The sequence below is a fragment of the Neobacillus mesonae genome, from assembly GCF_023715155.1.
Taxonomy (GTDB): domain Bacteria; phylum Bacillota; class Bacilli; order Bacillales; family Cytobacillaceae; genus Neobacillus; species Neobacillus mesonae_A.
On record NZ_JAMBNQ010000062.1, the window covers coordinates 1 to 16,784 of the forward strand.

The 16,784-nt window shown below is 40.4% G+C and carries 16 protein-coding genes, 1 tRNA gene, 2 rRNA genes, 1 other RNA gene and 1 other annotated feature; of the genes, 5 read left to right on the forward strand and 15 right to left on the reverse strand.

Annotation, left to right across the window (positions count from 1 at the left end):
* The 8 genes from M3183_RS25450 to tadA form a co-directional block, all read right to left on the reverse strand.
* Positions 1-103: ribosomal RNA gene (locus M3183_RS25450) — 16S ribosomal RNA — on the reverse strand; the annotation flags it as partial.
* Positions 104-394: 291 nt separating this feature from the next.
* Positions 395-658, reverse strand: a complete 264-nt coding sequence (locus M3183_RS25455) for a pro-sigmaK processing inhibitor BofA family protein (RefSeq protein WP_251474600.1) — start codon at positions 656-658, stop codon at positions 395-397.
* 185 nt (positions 659-843) lie between these two features.
* Entirely contained in the window at positions 844-1,062 is a 219-nt protein-coding gene (locus tag M3183_RS25460; RefSeq protein ID WP_251474603.1) for a YaaL family protein, read from the reverse strand.
* A 37-nt stretch (positions 1,063-1,099) separates the two neighbouring features.
* A complete protein-coding gene (recR, locus tag M3183_RS25465; RefSeq protein WP_251474609.1) occupies positions 1,100-1,696 on the reverse strand; it encodes a recombination mediator RecR in 597 nt (198 codons plus the stop codon).
* A gap of 196 nt (positions 1,697-1,892) precedes the next feature.
* Positions 1,893-2,210, reverse strand: a complete 318-nt coding sequence (locus M3183_RS25470) for a YbaB/EbfC family nucleoid-associated protein (protein WP_251474612.1) — start codon at positions 2,208-2,210, stop codon at positions 1,893-1,895.
* A gap of 95 nt (positions 2,211-2,305) precedes the next feature.
* Positions 2,306-3,994, reverse strand: a complete 1,689-nt coding sequence (dnaX, locus tag M3183_RS25475; protein WP_251474613.1) for a DNA polymerase III subunit gamma/tau — start codon at positions 3,992-3,994, stop codon at positions 2,306-2,308.
* 134 nt (positions 3,995-4,128) lie between these two features.
* An RNA gene (gene ffs, locus M3183_RS25480) (signal recognition particle sRNA large type) lies at positions 4,129-4,393 on the reverse strand.
* 81 nt (positions 4,394-4,474) lie between these two features.
* A complete protein-coding gene (gene tadA, locus M3183_RS25485; RefSeq protein ID WP_251474616.1) occupies positions 4,475-4,987 on the reverse strand; it encodes a tRNA adenosine(34) deaminase TadA in 513 nt (170 codons plus the stop codon).
* An 89-nt stretch (positions 4,988-5,076) separates the two neighbouring features.
* Here tadA and M3183_RS25490 point away from each other — a divergent pair, with 89 nt between their 5' ends.
* From M3183_RS25490 to M3183_RS25505, 4 genes are all read left to right on the forward strand, one after another.
* A complete protein-coding gene (locus M3183_RS25490) occupies positions 5,077-5,625 on the forward strand; it encodes a cysteine hydrolase family protein (RefSeq protein ID WP_251474618.1) in 549 nt (182 codons plus the stop codon).
* Positions 5,626-5,683: 58 nt separating this feature from the next.
* Entirely contained in the window at positions 5,684-6,973 is a 1,290-nt protein-coding gene (locus M3183_RS25495) for a glycosyl hydrolase family 18 protein (protein WP_251474621.1), read from the forward strand.
* Between the two features lie 372 nt (positions 6,974-7,345).
* The gene (locus M3183_RS25500) at positions 7,346-8,011 is read left to right on the forward strand and encodes a deoxynucleoside kinase (RefSeq protein WP_251474624.1); all 666 of its coding nucleotides are present in this window, start codon (positions 7,346-7,348) and stop codon (positions 8,009-8,011) included.
* Entirely contained in the window at positions 8,008-8,703 is a 696-nt protein-coding gene (locus tag M3183_RS25505) for a deoxynucleoside kinase (protein WP_251474627.1), read from the forward strand. Before M3183_RS25500 ends, M3183_RS25505 begins: the two co-directional genes overlap by 4 nt.
* Before the next feature lie 98 nt (positions 8,704-8,801).
* On the opposite strand, the gene M3183_RS25510 is transcribed toward M3183_RS25505, so the two are convergent.
* From M3183_RS25510 to guaB, 6 genes are all read right to left on the reverse strand, one after another.
* Positions 8,802-8,894, reverse strand: a tRNA-Ser gene (locus M3183_RS25510).
* 97 nt (positions 8,895-8,991) lie between these two features.
* The gene (gene serS, locus M3183_RS25515; RefSeq protein WP_251474632.1) at positions 8,992-10,275 is read right to left on the reverse strand and encodes a serine--tRNA ligase; all 1,284 of its coding nucleotides are present in this window, start codon (positions 10,273-10,275) and stop codon (positions 8,992-8,994) included.
* Positions 10,276-10,433: 158 nt separating this feature from the next.
* Positions 10,434-10,652: a binding site (T-box leader), on the reverse strand.
* A 54-nt stretch (positions 10,653-10,706) separates the two neighbouring features.
* The gene (gene pdxT / locus M3183_RS25520) at positions 10,707-11,306 is read right to left on the reverse strand and encodes a pyridoxal 5'-phosphate synthase glutaminase subunit PdxT (RefSeq protein ID WP_251474633.1); all 600 of its coding nucleotides are present in this window, start codon (positions 11,304-11,306) and stop codon (positions 10,707-10,709) included.
* A 132-nt stretch (positions 11,307-11,438) separates the two neighbouring features.
* Complete coding sequence (gene pdxS, locus M3183_RS25525) at positions 11,439-12,323, reverse strand: pyridoxal 5'-phosphate synthase lyase subunit PdxS (protein ID WP_251474642.1); 885 nt, start codon at positions 12,321-12,323, stop codon at positions 11,439-11,441.
* 180 nt (positions 12,324-12,503) lie between these two features.
* Positions 12,504-13,823, reverse strand: a complete 1,320-nt coding sequence (locus tag M3183_RS25530; protein ID WP_251474645.1) for a serine hydrolase — start codon at positions 13,821-13,823, stop codon at positions 12,504-12,506.
* Between the two features lie 222 nt (positions 13,824-14,045).
* On the reverse strand, positions 14,046-15,509 hold the full coding sequence (gene guaB / locus M3183_RS25535; RefSeq protein ID WP_251474636.1) for an IMP dehydrogenase: 1,464 nt from the start codon (positions 15,507-15,509) through the stop codon (positions 14,046-14,048).
* A 108-nt stretch (positions 15,510-15,617) separates the two neighbouring features.
* On the opposite strand from guaB, the gene M3183_RS25540 reads away from it, so the two are divergent.
* Complete coding sequence (locus tag M3183_RS25540) at positions 15,618-16,568, forward strand: YaaC family protein (protein WP_251474639.1); 951 nt, start codon at positions 15,618-15,620, stop codon at positions 16,566-16,568.
* A gap of 93 nt (positions 16,569-16,661) precedes the next feature.
* On the opposite strand, the gene rrf is transcribed toward M3183_RS25540, so the two are convergent.
* Positions 16,662-16,777, reverse strand: a 5S ribosomal RNA gene (rrf, locus tag M3183_RS25545).
* Between the last annotated feature and the right edge of the window lie 7 nt (positions 16,778-16,784).

The following is a 16,784-nucleotide window of genomic DNA, read 5'->3' on the forward strand; positions in this document are numbered from 1 at the left end:
CGCCGCTAACTTTTGGGAGCAAGCTCCCAAAGATTCGCTCGACTTGCATGTATTAGGCACGCCGCCAGCGTTCGTCCTGAGCCAGGATCAAACTCTCCAAAAAAGTTGAGTTGATTAGCTCATAAAAGTTACGTTGGCTTCATCTCATTAAAGAGATGAATGATTATTGTTTGTTGACGTTTTGTTTGTTTAGTTTTCAAAGAACGACTTTATTAATATAACATTTCAAGCTACCTTTGTCAATAACTTTTAATGTTTTCCTTTGTCGTGGTGACGACTCTTAATATACTACACGATTTATATGTTTAGGTCAATACCTTTCTAAAAATATTTTATCTGAAGAATATTTTTTGATACTAAATAAAAAAACGCCGCATAACATGCGACGCTGTTGTTAAAGAACCCATTGTTGGATTGCCACTAAGGCAAATAGTCCAGGGATTCCAAGGAACCCTGAGACAGCAGATGTGGCAAAATTAATTGGTACATGTATGCCATATTGGTTTCCTGCTACATTTAAAAAAAATAAAAATAATGCTCCAATAATCAATTTAATGGCTGCCTGTCCAATAAACCTGGCTGGCTTGAAAGGAGCCCCAAATAATAGCATTAAAATAATAAGGCCGCCAAGAATAGAAATGACAATGATTGGTTCCAAGAGAGCTATCCCCCTCCAAAGTTCACTTTACTTACAGATTATGTACAAGTTATCTGAAATAGAACAATAAAGTAAAACTTCATTCAGAGCGGTCTTAAAGCTGTTTACGGGTATTAAAAATACCTAAGCTAAACGCTTAGGCTGAATAACGAAAATCAATAGGTCTGTTCTTAACTTATCCATTCTTATCTTCTTAAAGAAAGCTTTCTTTGTTTTGCTTCTCTCAAAAGGAAGATATATTTTGCTTCAGCAATTTTGGTTTGACAAATCACTTCCTCAGAGGGGTCGAAACTTTTCTCAAGAAGTGCCTTTTCCTTCTGCCAGCTTTCTTTAAACCTATTCAGCTGAATTAGAAGTTTTTCATCAAATTCCTTGCGAAGCCATTCTTTACGCCGAAAAAACATAAACCAAATACCTCCGGACCATTAAGTGATAGTTAATTTATAATTCCCGCCGTCCCTCAAGCGCTTTTGACAATGTGACCTCATCCGCATATTCAAGATCCCCTCCAACCGGGAGACCGTGAGCAATTCTAGTGGTTTTAATTCCTGATGGTTTAATTAAACGAGAAATATACATGGCTGTTGCTTCACCTTCAATATTAGGATTGGTTGCCAGTATAACTTCCTGTACCGTCTCATCCTGAAGGCGTTTAAGTAAATCCGGAATATTAATATCTTCCGGTCCAATTCCGTCCATTGGTGATATTGCGCCATGCAGGACATGGTACAGCCCATTAAATTCCTTCATTTTTTCCATCGCAATGACATCCTTAGGATCCTGCACTACACATATTATGCTCTTATTCCGGTGTGAATCTTCACAAATGTAACAAGGATCTTGGTCAGTAATGTGGCCGCATATAGAACAATAAGTTAAATTCCGCTTCGCATTTACAAGTGCCTTGGCAAAGTCGAGGACCGTATCTTCTTTCATATTTAAAACATGAAAAGCCAGCCGGGCTGCAGTTTTGGGACCGATTCCCGGCAGTTTCATAAAGCTATCTATTAACTTTGAGATGGGTTCTGGATAATGCATTTTCCTTTTTCTCCTCAAAAAAAAGGAAAAGTGCCCGCTCAATCAATGTAGTTTACTGGCACTTTTTCTTTTATTTTAAATTTCAACTTGAGCATCAAGGGGCACTTGGTCTAAGCTAATCTGCCATGAAAATAAAAGCAGCCTTCCCGCAGGCTCCCGGGCTCGTGCCCCTGGACAAGACGCTTATGCCTTTCTATTAAAACGGCATGTTTAATCCCTTCGTAAATTGCCCCATTGTGTTGTTTGTCAGTTCATCCGCCTTTTTAAGGGCGTCGTTAACGGCTGCCAATACAAGGTCTTGGAGCATTTCAACATCATCTGGGTCTACAGCTTCAGGCTTGATTTGAACATCTACTATTTCTTTATGTCCGGTTACTGTGACAGTGACCATACCGCCGCCAGAGGTCCCTTCAATTCGTTCTTCTCCTAATTGCTCCTGGGCCTCAGCCATTTTCTTTTGCATTTTTTGCATTTGCTTCATCATATTTTGCATATTTCCCATTCCACCACGCATGATACACTCATCCTCCACTTTTTATTTATTTTTAATCACTTGCGAGTTAAAGTGTTACCAAGAAAATACTTCTAAAATAAACACTTTACTCTCTTCTAATCAATAATCTCAACAAATTCAGCACCGAATAGCTTTTTAGCTTCAGCAATGTGCGGCTCCTCTTCCTGAGCATTTTCACTTGGACTTCCATCCTCATTATGCTGGCCGGTCTTTAAAAATTCTTCGCGTATTGCCATCCATTGTTCTTCTGGAACACCAATCAATGAGAAATGCTTTGACGTCAATTTAAGCAATGCGGCTGCCACTGCTTCAAGAAAGTCTTGTCGGTTCATTGCCATTTGGCAAATCATTTCATGCTTGAATTTTATAATAACGGCCGCAGTTGAAGCCGCAACCGGTTCTGCTTCATTTAATAAGGCAGCATGGGATTTTAATAGTCCTCCCCGCATTTCACCCCAATTTGCTTTTACAAGATTTAAATCACTTTTTGTTGCATTCTTTAATACTTCATTTATTTTCCCAACTGGTGCTTGGAACGTACTTCGAGAAGTCCTATGAGCTGTTTTTTGCGGCTGTGGTGCAGCTTCTTCAGCCTTTACAGCACCAGTCGTTTTTAGCTGATGCAATTCGTGCTCAAGCTGGTTTATCTTCGCTAATAATTGTTCCATTCCCTCTGTTGATGGCTGCGAAGACGGAGCCGTCTCCAATTGACAGAGCTTGACGATTGCTACCTCGAGGAAAATCCTTGGGTGATTCGTCCAGCGCATATCCTGCTGTGTTTTATTTAAAAACTCAATCAGCTCATAAATCTCTTCAATCGGTATTTTCTCTGCCATATCCCGAAACTCATCATCAAGCATGACTCTCTCCAGAGATTCTTCCAAATTAGGTGCAGCTTTATAGAGAAGCATATCGCGGAAAAATAATATGAAGTCCTCTATAAAACGTGCCGGATCTTTTCCATGGAATAAAAGCTCATCCAATGACTCAAGGCCCTGTACAACATCTTTTTCTTGTATTGCTTTAGTCATTTTATTTAGAAATCCCTGTGATACCGCACCTGTTACCGTGAGAGCATCCTCAAGCGTCACCCTATCCTGACTATAGGAAATAGCTTGGTCGAGCAGACTTAAAGCATCACGCATTCCTCCGTCTGCTGCCCTGGCAATCATTTGAAGTGCCATTTCTTCACATTCAATTCCTGATTCTTCAACAATTAGTTTCATCCGGTTCACAATGGACCCTGCTGTGATTCTTCTAAAGTCGAAACGCTGGCAGCGGGATATGATGGTCAGCGGGATCTTATGCGGCTCTGTTGTTGCTAGAATAAAAATAACATGTTTTGGTGGTTCCTCTAATGTTTTTAACAAAGCATTAAAGGCACTGATAGAGAGCATATGCACCTCATCAATGATATACACCTTATACTTAACGGCAGTGGGGGCAAACTTGACTTTATCAAGCACATCCCGCATCTCTTCTACCCTGGAATTAGATGCCGCGTCAAATTCCAAAACATCAGGAATCGTCCCATTCGTGATTCCCCGGCAGGCTGCACATTCATTGCATGGTTCAGAAACCGGCGCATGCTCACAGTTAATAGCCTTCGCTAATATTTTAGCTGCACTAGTCTTTCCTGTTCCTCTTGGACCGGAAAATAGGTATGCATGGGAGATCTTCTGTTGAAGCAAGGCGTTTTGCAACGTCTTTGTGACATGTTCTTGCCCTACCACATCCAAAAAGTTCTGAGGGCGCCAAACACGATATAAAGCTTGATAAGCCACAAGACACCGCCTCCTTCAAAAATTACTCATATTAACTATTATAACGTATCCTTTTCCACTTTTCCAAAGAGTACATCAAAAAACTCACCTCAAAATTCTGAAGTGAGTTTAAATTTGATAATATGTAATAACTGCCGTGCACCTTCCGTCGACTGACACCCATAGGCGTTACTTAAGCAGTTAGCTCGGCCCAGGCACCCCTGCGGCACATGGGAGAGTCCACTTAATGCTGCTTCCTTCCGGACCTGACATGGTTCATGGATTCCCATTGCGCAGGACCCAGGCGTCAACACCACTTACTTAAGGCAGGCCCTACAGGATATCAGCCTCGGGAAGGGATTCAGTCCCGCTAGAGCGGATTGCGGGTACAGGGCACCGCTACCTCCCCACCTAGCACGGCAAAGTTGATACCAATTTTTTAGTGCGTCTTATCTGACGCCTTTTTAGTATACAAATAATCTAGTAAAAAAGCAATGATTATCAACTGTCAATTTCTGTAAGTTTAAAATCGCGCTTAAATTTTTTCTCCTGTCTTTTTCTTTCGCGAATGGTTCTAAAAAAGGTCGACAGTAATTCCCCGCATTCTTTCTCAAGCACTCCTTTGACAACTTCACTTTGATGGTTAAAACGCTCATCCTCCAATAGATTCATCAATGTTCCGGCACAGCCGCCCTTAGGGTCACCAGCCCCGTAAACGACACGCTTTACCCGCGATAATATAATGGCTCCTGAACACATAGGGCATGGCTCCAGCGTGACATACAGAGTGGTATCCTCCAGCCGCCACGATCCCCTGATCCGGCATGCCTGGTCAATGGCTAATAATTCAGCATGAGCTGTTGACTTCTGTTCACTTTCACGTAAATTATGTGCCCGGGAAATAATATTACCATCATGAACAATAACGGCTCCAATCGGCACCTCGTTTAGCTCCTCGGCCTTTTTTGCTTCTTTTATTGCTTCTTGCATAAAGTATTCGTCTTGTAATTCCATTCAGCCAACCGCCTTTATAGAGTAAATATTATTAAGAGGATAAAAACTGAGTGCTCTCACCAAAATAAAAAGGAAGGAGAGACTGATTTATGAATGAATCTAAAACAGCCCTCATCATTATCGACATGATTAACGATTTTGATTTTCACAGCGGTCCTGTTTTAGCTAATAAAGCTAAAAAAATTGCACAGCCAATCAAAAAGCTAAAGGACCATTTTAATAGAATGAAAATGCCGGTTGTTTTTATTAACGACCATTATAATCTATGGCAGGCAGACTATCAAAGAATTATTCAGCATTGCCAAAACAGCTATAGCCAGCCTATTTTACAGCTTTTGCATCCTGAAAAAGATGACTTCTTTTTAATTAAACCAAAACATTCCGCCTTTTACGGGACAGCATTAAATACGCTGCTGCACCAACTGAAAGCAGACACCCTTATTTTAACAGGCATTGCCGGGAATATCTGCGTTCTGTTTACTGCTAATGATGCTTATATGAGGGAATTCCGTCTTCTTGTACCATCCAACTGCGTTGCATCCGTTGATGATCAGGATAATACCTATGCTCTCAAAATGATGCAAAATGTGTTAAAGGCGAATATTGAGCCTATAAGAGTTATCAACACTCTATCATGAATTCATCCCCCTCCTCATAGAATGGTGGTAGCGTATGTTTGTAAGAGGAGGAGTAGGTATGCAAATCCACATTGTAAAGCGCAATGAGACATTGACGACGATTGCAAGGACGTATCATTCAACCGTTAACGATATTACTGAGGCAAATGATTTGCCAAATCCAAATAATCTTGTAGTAGGCCAGGCTATGGTTATTCCAATCATTGGTCATTTTTATTTTGTCCAGCAGGGGGACACTCTATTTTCAATCGGGCAGAAGGTTGGAGTCCCCTACCAACAGCTCGCCTCCATCAACCAAATTCCTATTAACCAGCCATTATATACAGGCCTCAGGCTTTATATTCCAGAAGGCAAAAAAAGAAATGGGGAATTTAATGCATACGTTGAACCGCGCGGCACTACGGTTGCACCGGCATTAGAGAACAGTGCCCGCGAAGCAGGTCCCTATCTGACCTATTTAGCCCCATTCAGCTTTCAAGCACGCCGTGACGGCACATTGAAGGAACCGCTGCTCAATCAATTTCCCGCTATTGCCAAAGCCAATCGAAACGTCTTAATGATGGTCATTAATAACCAGGAGAATGACCAGTTTAGTAATGAATTAGGAAAAATATTACTTAATGACATGGGAATTCAAGATAAATTTTTAAATAACATCGTGGCAACCGCAAAAAAATATGGTTTCCGCGATATCCACTTTGATTTTGAGTTTATACGTCCTGCAGATCGTGAAGCCTACAACCGTTTTTTAAGGAAAGCTAAACAAAGGTTTCAACGTGAGGGCTGGCTTATGTCTACAGCTCTTGCCCCCAAAACAAGCCGGGAGCAAAAAGGATTATGGTATGAAGCACATGACTATAAGGCACATGGGGAAATTTCAGATTTTGTTGTCATTATGACCTATGAATGGGGGTATAGCGGCGGCCCGGCAATGGCAGTCTCCCCTATTGACCAGGTGCGAAAGGTACTAGAATATGCAGTGTCAGAAATGCCGCCGGGCAAAATTTTAATGGGGCAAAATTTATATGGCTATGACTGGACACTTCCATTTGTTCAAGGTTCGATTGCAAAAGCCGTTAGTCCACAGCAGGCAATCCAGCTTGCATCAAGCCACAATGTTCCGATTCAATACAATACAAAAGCACAAGCACCGTTTTTCAAATATACCGATTCCGAGGGGAAGCAGCACGAGGTTTGGTTTGAAGATGCCCGTTCCATCCAGGCTAAATTTGATTTAATTAAGGAATTAAAATTAAGAGGGATGAGTTATTGGAAGCTGGGTTTAGCTTTTCCTCAAAACTGGCTGTTAATCGTTGACAACTTCAATGTAACAAAACGAGGAACCTAAACTGCCGTCGAACCGGCAGTTTTTTTTTGTCTGTTAAAGAGCGGTGTTGATTTTTTATTTTTTATAACCCTGTTAATTGTAGTGGAAGGCATGAAGACTCCTCGTAAATGGGCAGATTCAAAGATGTCAATTCAGTGTCCTGCGGGAGTACGTGCCAGGAGCAAAAATCAACAGCCAAGTTTAACATAGCCTTATTTTTAAAACTAGACCTCCTTAAAATTTCATATCCCCTCCCGGGTAGGAGTGTGATAAAATAATCTTTGCATGTAAAAAAATTGTCGTTTTTTATCGCATTAACTGACAGTAGTTATATATATAATCTTTCCGGGTCATCACGGATTAGATTCAGCAGGTGGAGAAGGAGGAAAGCAGATGGAGCGGATACCCTTTATAACCGTCGAAGGCCCAATTGGTGTAGGAAAGACCTCTCTTGCCAGAGCCATTTCTGAGCAATTTCAGTTTACACTGTTAAAAGAGATTGTCGATGAAAATCCATTTTTAGGGAAATTTTATGAAAACATCGAAGAGTGGAGCTTTCAGACAGAAATGTTTTTCCTCTGCAATCGTTTTAAGCAATTAGGAGATATCAATACCCATTACTTAAGCAAAAATCAAGCTGTTGTAGCAGATTACCATATTTTTAAAAACTTAATTTTTGCGAAGCGGACATTAAATAAAGAGGAATACAAAAAGTATTATCAAATTTATCAAATATTAACAGAGGATATGCCAAAGCCCAATATCATAATTTATTTGAATGCCAGCCTTGATACATTGGTAAAACGAATAAAGCAAAGAGGGCGTGAGATAGAAAAAAATATCAGTCCGCTGTATCTTGAACAGCTCTCACTTGATTATAAAGAGACCATGGCAATCTTTGAGAAGGAACATCCAGATATACCTATTCTTCGCTTCAATGGGGACGAATTGGATTTTGTAAAAAACCAGAGCGATTTACAATTTATCTTTCAACAATTATCACTTATGCTTAAATCTGCCAGCTGGACAAACATTTTAAGAACAGGGGGATGTTCGTGAGCATCGTTATTGGCGGTATGATTGGACTGGGGAAAACGAGTGTTGCAGATACATTAAAAGCGCACTTTCAACATAAAGGAATTGACAGTAAAGTATTTTACGAAGCAGTGGATGATAATCCCATTCTTCCGCTTTATTATGAATTAACACAGGAAGAATTGGATGCCAAAAGAATCCCATTCCTGCTGCAGTTATTTTTCCTAAACAAACGATTCAAAACGGTAAAAGACTGTATGAACTGGGAAAATCCCATTTATACCATACAAGACCGTTCCATTTATGAAGATTGGTATTTTGCCTATGTCAATAAAAAACTTGGCAGGATTTCAGGCCTTGAATTTAACATTTATGAAGAGCTTGTTAATAATATGATGGAGGAGCTGGCAGAGCTCCCTAAAAAGGCACCGGATTTAATGGTCTACTTAAAAGGATCATTTGATACAGTGATTGACCGCATTATGGCCCGCGGCCGCAGCTTTGAAATTAATCCTGAGCTGAAGGAATATTATTTTGAAGTTTGGAAGGGCTATGACGAATGGGTGATGAAGCGGTATAATGCCAGCGAGGTATTAGTGATTGACATGGACACCACTGATGTCGTGAATAATGAAGCTGACGCCTTGAAGGTCTGCCGTGATGTGGAAGACAAATTAAATGAGATTCTTTATACAGCAAAGGCACATATTGGTTAAACCAGTATGTGCCTTTGCTTTTTATCAAAAAAAAATTCGCTACAAGAATTTGTAACGAATTTTTATCTCCAGTTTTTTATGCGCAATTATATCTAATGTGGCGGAGGAAGAGGGATTCGAACCCCCGCGCGGTTTAACCCGCCTGTCGGTTTTCAAGACCGATCCCTTCAGCCGGACTTGGGTATTCCTCCGTACAACAAGAGATAATTTATCATATTTTGTACGTATGTGTCAACTCCATTTTTAGAAAAATATCGAGCAGGCGTGAACCCGCTCGATATTTGACTATTACTGCTCCGGTTTGATTACCTCGCGTCCTCCCATATATGGACGAAGAACTGTTGGAATAACAACACTGCCATCTTCCTGCTGATAATTTTCCAAAATGGCAGCGACCGTGCGGCCAATGGCAAGGCCAGATCCGTTTAATGTATGAACATGTTCCGGTTTTGCCTTCGGATCACGACGGAAGCGGATATTAGCTCTTCTTGCCTGGAATGCTTCAAAATTACTGCAAGAAGAAATCTCACGGTAGGTTCCATAGCTTGGCAGCCAGACTTCAATATCATACTTTTTCGCAGCCGTAAAACCAAGGTCAGCCGTACACATGCTTAAGACGTGGTATGGCAGCTCTAATAACTGCAGGACACGTTCTGCATTATTTGTCAGCTTTTCCAGCTCATCATAAGAATCCTCTGGCTTAACAAACTTCACAAGCTCAACCTTATTGAACTGGTGCTGACGGATCAATCCTCTGGTATCACGGCCAGCAGAGCCCGCTTCAGAACGGAAACATGCACTGTAAGCAGCATATTTTAGCGGCAGCTCTTCCCCGTTAAGAATTTCATCACGATATAAATTTGTTACTGGCACTTCTGCAGTTGGGATTAAGAAGTAATCTTCACTTTCAATAAGGAAAGCGTCCTCTTCAAACTTAGGCAGCTGCCCTGTCCCCGTCATGCTTGCACGGTTTACCATGTATGGCGGCAGGACTTCCGTGTAGCCATGCTTATCAACATGAAGATCCAGCATGAAGCTTATTAAGGCACGCTCCAAGCGAGCCCCAAGGCCTTTATAAAAAACGAAACGGCTGCCGGTAACCTTACCAGCACGTTCAAAATCAAGGATACCTAAATAGTCAGCAATATCCCAGTGCGGTTTGGCCTCAAAGTTGAACTCACGAATTTGGCCCCACTTTCTGACTTCCACATTATCATCTTCGGATTCTCCGACTGGAACACTTTCATGAGGAATATTAGGAATGCTTAATAACAGCTGCTGTAATGTTTCCTCCACACCTCTTAACTCATCATCCAGTGTTTTAATCCTGTCACCCACCTCACGCATTTCCGTGATCAGATGATCGGCATCCTTTTTCTCGCGCTTTAACGCTGCTACTTGCTGTGATACTTCATTACGCTTTGATTTTAGCTGTTCTGACTCGACAATTAACTCACGTCTTTTAAAATCCAGCTCTTCAAAGCGGCCCAAATCAGTTAAATCTTCACCACGGTGCTGCAGTTTGTCTTTTACTTCTGCAAAATTAGCTCTTAAAAGTTTTAAATCAAGCATTCTTTTTGACACTCCTTTATTTTATCTGACGGATATCTGCAAGTTTAGGTACCTTTTCTGCGGATTTAATCTGTGTGATTAACTGATATATTTACGGCTTGATGCCATATATCTGCACTCCGCAAATTCGATGTAAAAATAAAAAACTCCCGCCCCAATACAGGGACGAGAGTTGCTCGCGATACCACCCTGGTTGACAGTCACCTGTCCACCTCAAAAAATTAACGGTTTTTGCCGAAAGTACTTACTGACCCTATTATGGGGTGTTCCACACTTTGCTCGAGGATGGATTCACAAGCATTATCCGCCGATTTTCACCAGCCACCGGCTCTCTAAAGAATAAAATCCTTGTTACTAGTTCCTCTCATTGCTTTACTCATATCAATTTGTATTTCTTAATTTACTATAAGTGTGTGCCAAATGCAACCAAATTATTCCGCATTCACAAGATGACTTTGTTTGGCTTCCTTAACCATATCAACAAAGTAGGCCGTAATGCGGTGGTCATCCGTTAATTCTGGATGGAAAGAACATCCCAAAAACTGCCCTTCACGTGCGGCCACAATGCGGCCTTCATGTTTAGCGAGGACTTCTACATTCTCCCCAGCTTCTACGATATGAGGTGCACGGATGAAAACCGCTGGAAAATCAGAAGCAACATCCTTAACCGCAAGCTCTGCCTCGAAGCTATCCACTTGGCGGCCGAATGAATTGCGTTCAACCGTAACGTCCATTACACCAATATGAGGTTCACTGTAGCCTGCAAGATTTTTTGCTAAAAGAATTAAGCCGGCACACGTACCGAACATCGGCTTACCTTCCTTCGCAAATTCCTTTAAAGAATCCATAAAATCATATTTATCAATTAATCGGCGCATGGTGGTGCTTTCTCCGCCAGGAAGAATCAGACCATCCACTTCCTGTAATTCTTCTTTATGCTTAATGGCGACTGCTTCTACACCACATGATTCTATAGATTTAATATGTTCACGGACAGCTCCTTGCAATGCGAGAACGCCTATTTTTATCATAAAAATACCCCTTTGTTTTGAAAAACAGAACTTTTTAAAAAAAGTTCTGTTTTTGTGAAATTATCTATACATAATGAAACATGTAACTTGTAAAGCTTTAGCACCAGGTCAAAGCGCTTTTTGCTTTTCTTTTTACCAGCCGCGTTCTTGCATGCGGTCTTCTGGTGCCAATGATGAAATTTCAATTCCCTTCATTGGTGTACCTAGGTTCTTAGAAAGCTCTGCAATTAATTTATAATCTTGGTAATGGGTAGTTGCTTCTACAATAGCTTTAGCGAATAATGCAGGGTTTTCTGATTTGAAGATACCAGATCCTACAAATACCCCATCAGCTCCTAATTCCATCATTAACGCTGCATCAGCAGGGGTTGCTATACCGCCGGCTGCAAAGTTAACCACTGGAAGACGGCCAAGACGCTTAATTTCAAGAAGGACTTCATATGGTGCACCCAAATTCTTTGCTTCAGTCATTAGCTCGTCTTCGTTCATTGAAACAACTTTACGAACTTGAGCATTTACTTTGCGCATATGACGAACTGCCTCAACAATATTCCCAGTTCCAGGCTCGCCCTTTGTACGAAGCATAGAAGCACCTTCGCCAATTCTGCGGGCTGCTTCTCCTAAATCACGGCATCCACAGACAAAAGGAACGGTAAAGGCATTTTTATTTAAATGGAATTCCTCATCTGCAGGAGTTAATACTTCACTTTCATCAATGTAGTCAACGCCCATTGCCTCTAAAATCCTTGCTTCAACAATATGACCAATTCTTGCCTTTGCCATGACTGGAATTGATACAGCATTCATGACTTCTTCCATAATTCTAGGGTCAGCCATTCTTGCAACACCGCCGGCTGCACGAATGTCTGAAGGAACACGCTCAAGAGCCATTACTGCTACTGCTCCTGCCTCTTCAGCAATCTTTGCCTGCTCAGCGTTCACGACATCCATGATAACGCCGCCCTTTTGCATTTCTGCCATTCCACGTTTTACACGATCCGTACCTGTTACCATTATTAAAGTCCCCCTCTATTGTCAAAATGAATTAAAAATCTCTTTGTAGTTTTGAAAAAAAATATCAATTTCAAAATACTAGAATAATTTATTCCATAGATTCATTAAAGCAACAAAAAAGGATTCCTGTCAAGGCAGGAATCCCAAGTTTATTTATCCATTTTTAGGGATTAATTGAAATTTTTAGAACCAACCCTTAACGGTTGAAGATATTCCACCCCATACATCACCGAAGAAATGACCAATGCCTCTCATCATTAAAACAAACCAATTGGCCTTTTCAACATCTTGAGCTGCAACTACATCCACTTGAACCTTCTTTTTGCCTTCTTCTGTCAAATACTTAATTTTATCGCCATTTTTAGGTTCAACGGTTAAGTAGCCAATTTTTTCACCCTTTTTAATTGGGGCTGTCAGCTCACCGTTTTTATTCAATTTCTTTTTATCCAGTACTAATACTGGTTTATAATTATTCTTCTCGCCGTTTTCTATCACCATATCAATAGCAGACTTCGTGTAAATTTTAACTTGATCATCTTTCCCTTTTATAACCGGGATTGTTTTATGTCCCTTCACTTGATAGTGTTTAGGAACCAGTTCTTCTTTTGTTGTATTGTTAAAAGCATAATCAAGCATTTTTCTTGATTCATCAAAGCGGGCCTTATAGCCGCCTTGACCGCTTGAATTTACGGCATTTTGAACAACTGTAATAAATCGTTTGCCGTCACGGCTGGCTGTACCTGTAAAACAGTAGCCGGCGAAATCTGTTGTACCCGTTTTTAAACCGTCCATTCCCTGATAGCCATATACCAATGAAGGCAGCATCCAGTTCCAGTTTTTCATGACAATCCTGTCATCCGTTCCCTCACGGAAGACTTTCATTGGAGTGCTGGCTGTTTTTAGGACATCTGGATACTCATTAATAAGATGAAATGCCAATGTAGCTACATCACGAGATGACATAACATTCTCATCTTCAGGGCCTGTCCCTTCAGGCTGGTCGCCATGGTAATCTGCATTATTTAGGCCGCATGAATTTACAAATTTAGTATGTTTTAAGCCTAACTTTTTGGCCTTTTCATTCATCATTTTTACAAAATTAGTTTCTGAACCGCCAATAATTTCTGCTAAAGCAATAGTCGCACCATTCGCAGAATAGATAGCCATCGCTTCATATAATTCTCTTACATTATATTTTCCGTCCTTACGTAACGGAACATTTGATAATTCCCTTGGCTGTGACATTTTGTATACAAGGTCACTGACTGAATACTCCTGGTCCCATTTCACCTTGCCTTGTTTCACAGCATCAAGCAATAGATATTCCGTCATCATTTTCGTCATACTGGCAACTCCAAGCGGACTGTCAGCATTCTTTTCATAGAGAATCTTTCCTGTTTCTGCATCTACCAAAATAGCACCATCAGCATTTACGTTTAAAGCCGCTTGTGCATTCGCCTGCTTCGCCCCGCCAAATAGGCTGACAGTAAGCGCAACAGCCATTACACCGGCAGCTAACCTACGAAAAACATGTTTTTTCACTTAATATGCCCTCCAACGATTTAGTACACCTTGGTTATTTTAACACAAGTCCAATTTAAATCATAGGTAGAGCATTTAAACAACTTATTACCAGCTAAAAATAGGACTTTCTTATTATGAAGAAGCCCAAATTTGCATTACTGATGCTGCAAACAAAAAAAAAAGAGAAGCCAGGCTTCTCTTTTACATTGAATAGTTTGGTGCTTCTTTAGTGATTTGAACATCATGTGGATGGCTTTCTCTTAAGCCTGCACCAGTCATTCGAATAAATTGCGCTTCTGTTCTTAATGCTTCTAAGTCTTTTGAACCACAGTATCCCATACCAGAACGTAAACCGCCGATAATTTGGTAAATGGTATCAGCCAAAGGTCCTTTATATGGCAGGCGGCCTTCGATACCTTCAGGAACAAACTTTTTAGCATCCTCTTGGAAATAACGATCTTTTGAACCTTTTTCCATTGCAGAAACAGAACCCATACCGCGATATACTTTGAAGCGGCGTCCTTGGAAGATTTCTGTTTCTCCTGGGCTTTCTGTCGTACCAGCTAAAAGACTGCCAAGCATGACAGCATGTCCGCCAGCGGCAAGCGCCTTTACAACATCTCCAGAGTATTTAATACCGCCATCAGCAATAATCGTCTTGCCATGCTTCATTGCTTCCGCTGCACAATCATAGATTGCTGTAATTTGCGGAACACCTACACCGGCAACTACCCTTGTAGTACAAATTGATCCAGGCCCAATTCCAACCTTAACCACGTCTACACCAGCTTCAATTAGAGCCTTTGTACCGCCGGCTGTTGCTACGTTACCAGCAATAATAGTTAAATCAGGATACGCCTCTCTAATTTCCCTTACGGTGTCAAGAACACCTTTTGAATGACCGTGAGCTGTATCAATAACAATTGCATCTACGTTTGCCTTAACAAGCCCTTCTACACGTCTCATTGTATCCTTCGTAACCCCGACAGCACCTGCAGCTAATAAACGGCCTTGCTTGTCTTTCGCTGAGTTAGGGAATTCAATCACTTTTTCAATGTCTTTAATTGTAATTAGTCCTTTTAACACTCCCTGCTGATCGACTAGAGGTAACTTTTCAATTTTATGTTTTTGTAAAATCTTCTCTGCTTCAGCTAAAGTTGTACCAACAGGAGCCGTAATCAGATTTTCCTTCGTCATCACATCAGAAATTTTAAAGGAGTAATCTTCTATGAAACGAAGGTCTCTGTTTGTAATAATACCGATTAATTTTTGTTCCTCCACATTATTTACAATAGGAACACCAGAGATACGATATTTCCCCATTAAATGTTCAGCATCATATACTTGACGGTCAGGTGTTAAGAAGAATGGATCAGTAATAACTCCGCTTTCAGATCGTTTAACTTTTTCTACCATTTCTGCCTGCTGTTCAATGGACATATTTTTATGAATAACTCCTAAACCGCCTTGACGTGCCATGGCAATAGCCATTTCATATTCCGTTACTGTGTCCATCCCGGCACTAATAATCGGGATATTAAGTTTTACATTAGGTGATAATTCAACCTTTAAATTAACATCTCTTGGAAGAACTTCAGATGGACCAGGAATCAACAATACATCATCAAACGTTAAACCTTCTTTTACAAACTTATTTTCCCACATTTTTACGGCCTCCTGGACAAAAAATATTATTTGTAGGTTATCAATTGGACAAAATACTGTCAAGAAACATGCACTAAGAAAGATAATTCTGAAAATAGGTGGTACAATTTGAACTATAATAAAAATGGATGGAAAAGTTTTACCTGCTTCTTTTCAGCAGAGTATTGTCAAAAATATTTAAAAAGTCATTACATAAAGGGAAACGTTGAAAATCCTGAAGTAAAGAGCTACGAAAACTGTTATTCCTTTCTTTATTATTTGGAACATGGACAAATATATTATCAGCAGGCAGAAAAGGCACCGCTAATTTTAAAACCAATTTTGCTGTTTTATGGCCTTGTCCATTTAATTAAGGCTTGTATTTTAACCATCGATCCTGCTTATCCTGAATCAACAACTGTGTTAGCCCATGGGGTTTCTACCAGGAAACGGAAGAAGCAGAACTACCTCTTTTTCAATGATGAGGTAAAAATTCAAAAAAACGGACTCTTCCCCTATATGTCTGAAAAAATGTTCCATATGAAACAATTAGAAGGCGAAAAAATCATGATGAAAGATTTATTACAACTTATACCTGAGCTGGATGGGTTATTCCTATTGCATGAAGATAAAAAGATATTTGAAAAACCGAAGAGGGAGGGAGAACTATTTGTCCTTTCAGATACTGTCTTAGACTTTTACCATATGACAGAAAACCGCTTTAAGGAATTTATCGTTTCAAAAGTAAATCAAAATGTGGAATTTAGTGGTAATGGAATTCGCTTTAAACTGCAGGATCATGGGGCTTCAACCATTTCACCGCTTAAATTTAATTTGGAAGAAGATGATTGGGTTTTTCCATTACATAGAAATGAAATCTTTACTTTTCCAGAACTGCTTACCCATTATTTATTGCTGTACAATTTAAGTATGATTGCCAGGTATGAAACAGAATGGTGGAGTGAATTAACCAAGACAATGCCTAACCGTGACTACCCGTTTATACACTTTTTTCTGGATGTGACTTTAAAGAAAGGGCCGTTTTTGGTTTATCAATACTTAACAGATTCAGATTCCTAATTAGTAATATAAGTAAGTCTTTATAAGAACCCTTGATTTAATATTTCCTAAGCAATGAAAAAAGACAACCTTTTAAGATTGTCTTTTTCATTTGCCCGGCAGCGTCCTACTCTCACAGGGGCAAGGCCCCAACTACCATCGGCGCTGAGAAGCTTAACTTCCGTGTTCGGTATGGGAACGGGTGTGACCTTCTCGCCATCACCGCCGGACTATTTA

Bases quoted from the DNA above. Each gene is read 5' to 3' on its own strand.
- recR (WP_251474609.1), bottom strand. From the start codon at position 1,696: ATGCATTATCCAGAACCCATCTCAAAGTTAATAGATAGCTTTATGAAA.
- M3183_RS25490 (WP_251474618.1), top strand. From the start codon at position 5,077: ATGAATGAATCTAAAACAGCCCTCATCATTATCGACATGATTAACGAT.
- M3183_RS25470 (WP_251474612.1), bottom strand. From the start codon at position 2,210: ATGCGTGGTGGAATGGGAAATATGCAAAATATGATGAAGCAAATGCAA.
- tadA (WP_251474616.1), bottom strand. From the start codon at position 4,987: ATGGAATTACAAGACGAATACTTTATGCAAGAAGCAATAAAAGAAGCA.
- M3183_RS25460 (WP_251474603.1), bottom strand. From the start codon at position 1,062: ATGTTTTTTCGGCGTAAAGAATGGCTTCGCAAGGAATTTGATGAAAAA.
- pdxT (WP_251474633.1), bottom strand. From the start codon at position 11,306: ATGATAAAAATAGGCGTTCTCGCATTGCAAGGAGCTGTCCGTGAACAT.
- serS (WP_251474632.1), bottom strand. From the start codon at position 10,275: ATGCTTGATTTAAAACTTTTAAGAGCTAATTTTGCAGAAGTAAAAGAC.
- guaB (WP_251474636.1), bottom strand. From the start codon at position 15,509: ATGTGGGAAAATAAGTTTGTAAAAGAAGGTTTAACGTTTGATGATGTA.
- M3183_RS25495 (WP_251474621.1), top strand. From the start codon at position 5,684: ATGCAAATCCACATTGTAAAGCGCAATGAGACATTGACGACGATTGCA.
- M3183_RS25530 (WP_251474645.1), bottom strand. From the start codon at position 13,823: ATGGCTGTTGCGCTTACTGTCAGCCTATTTGGCGGGGCGAAGCAGGCG.
- M3183_RS25500 (WP_251474624.1), top strand. From the start codon at position 7,346: ATGGAGCGGATACCCTTTATAACCGTCGAAGGCCCAATTGGTGTAGGA.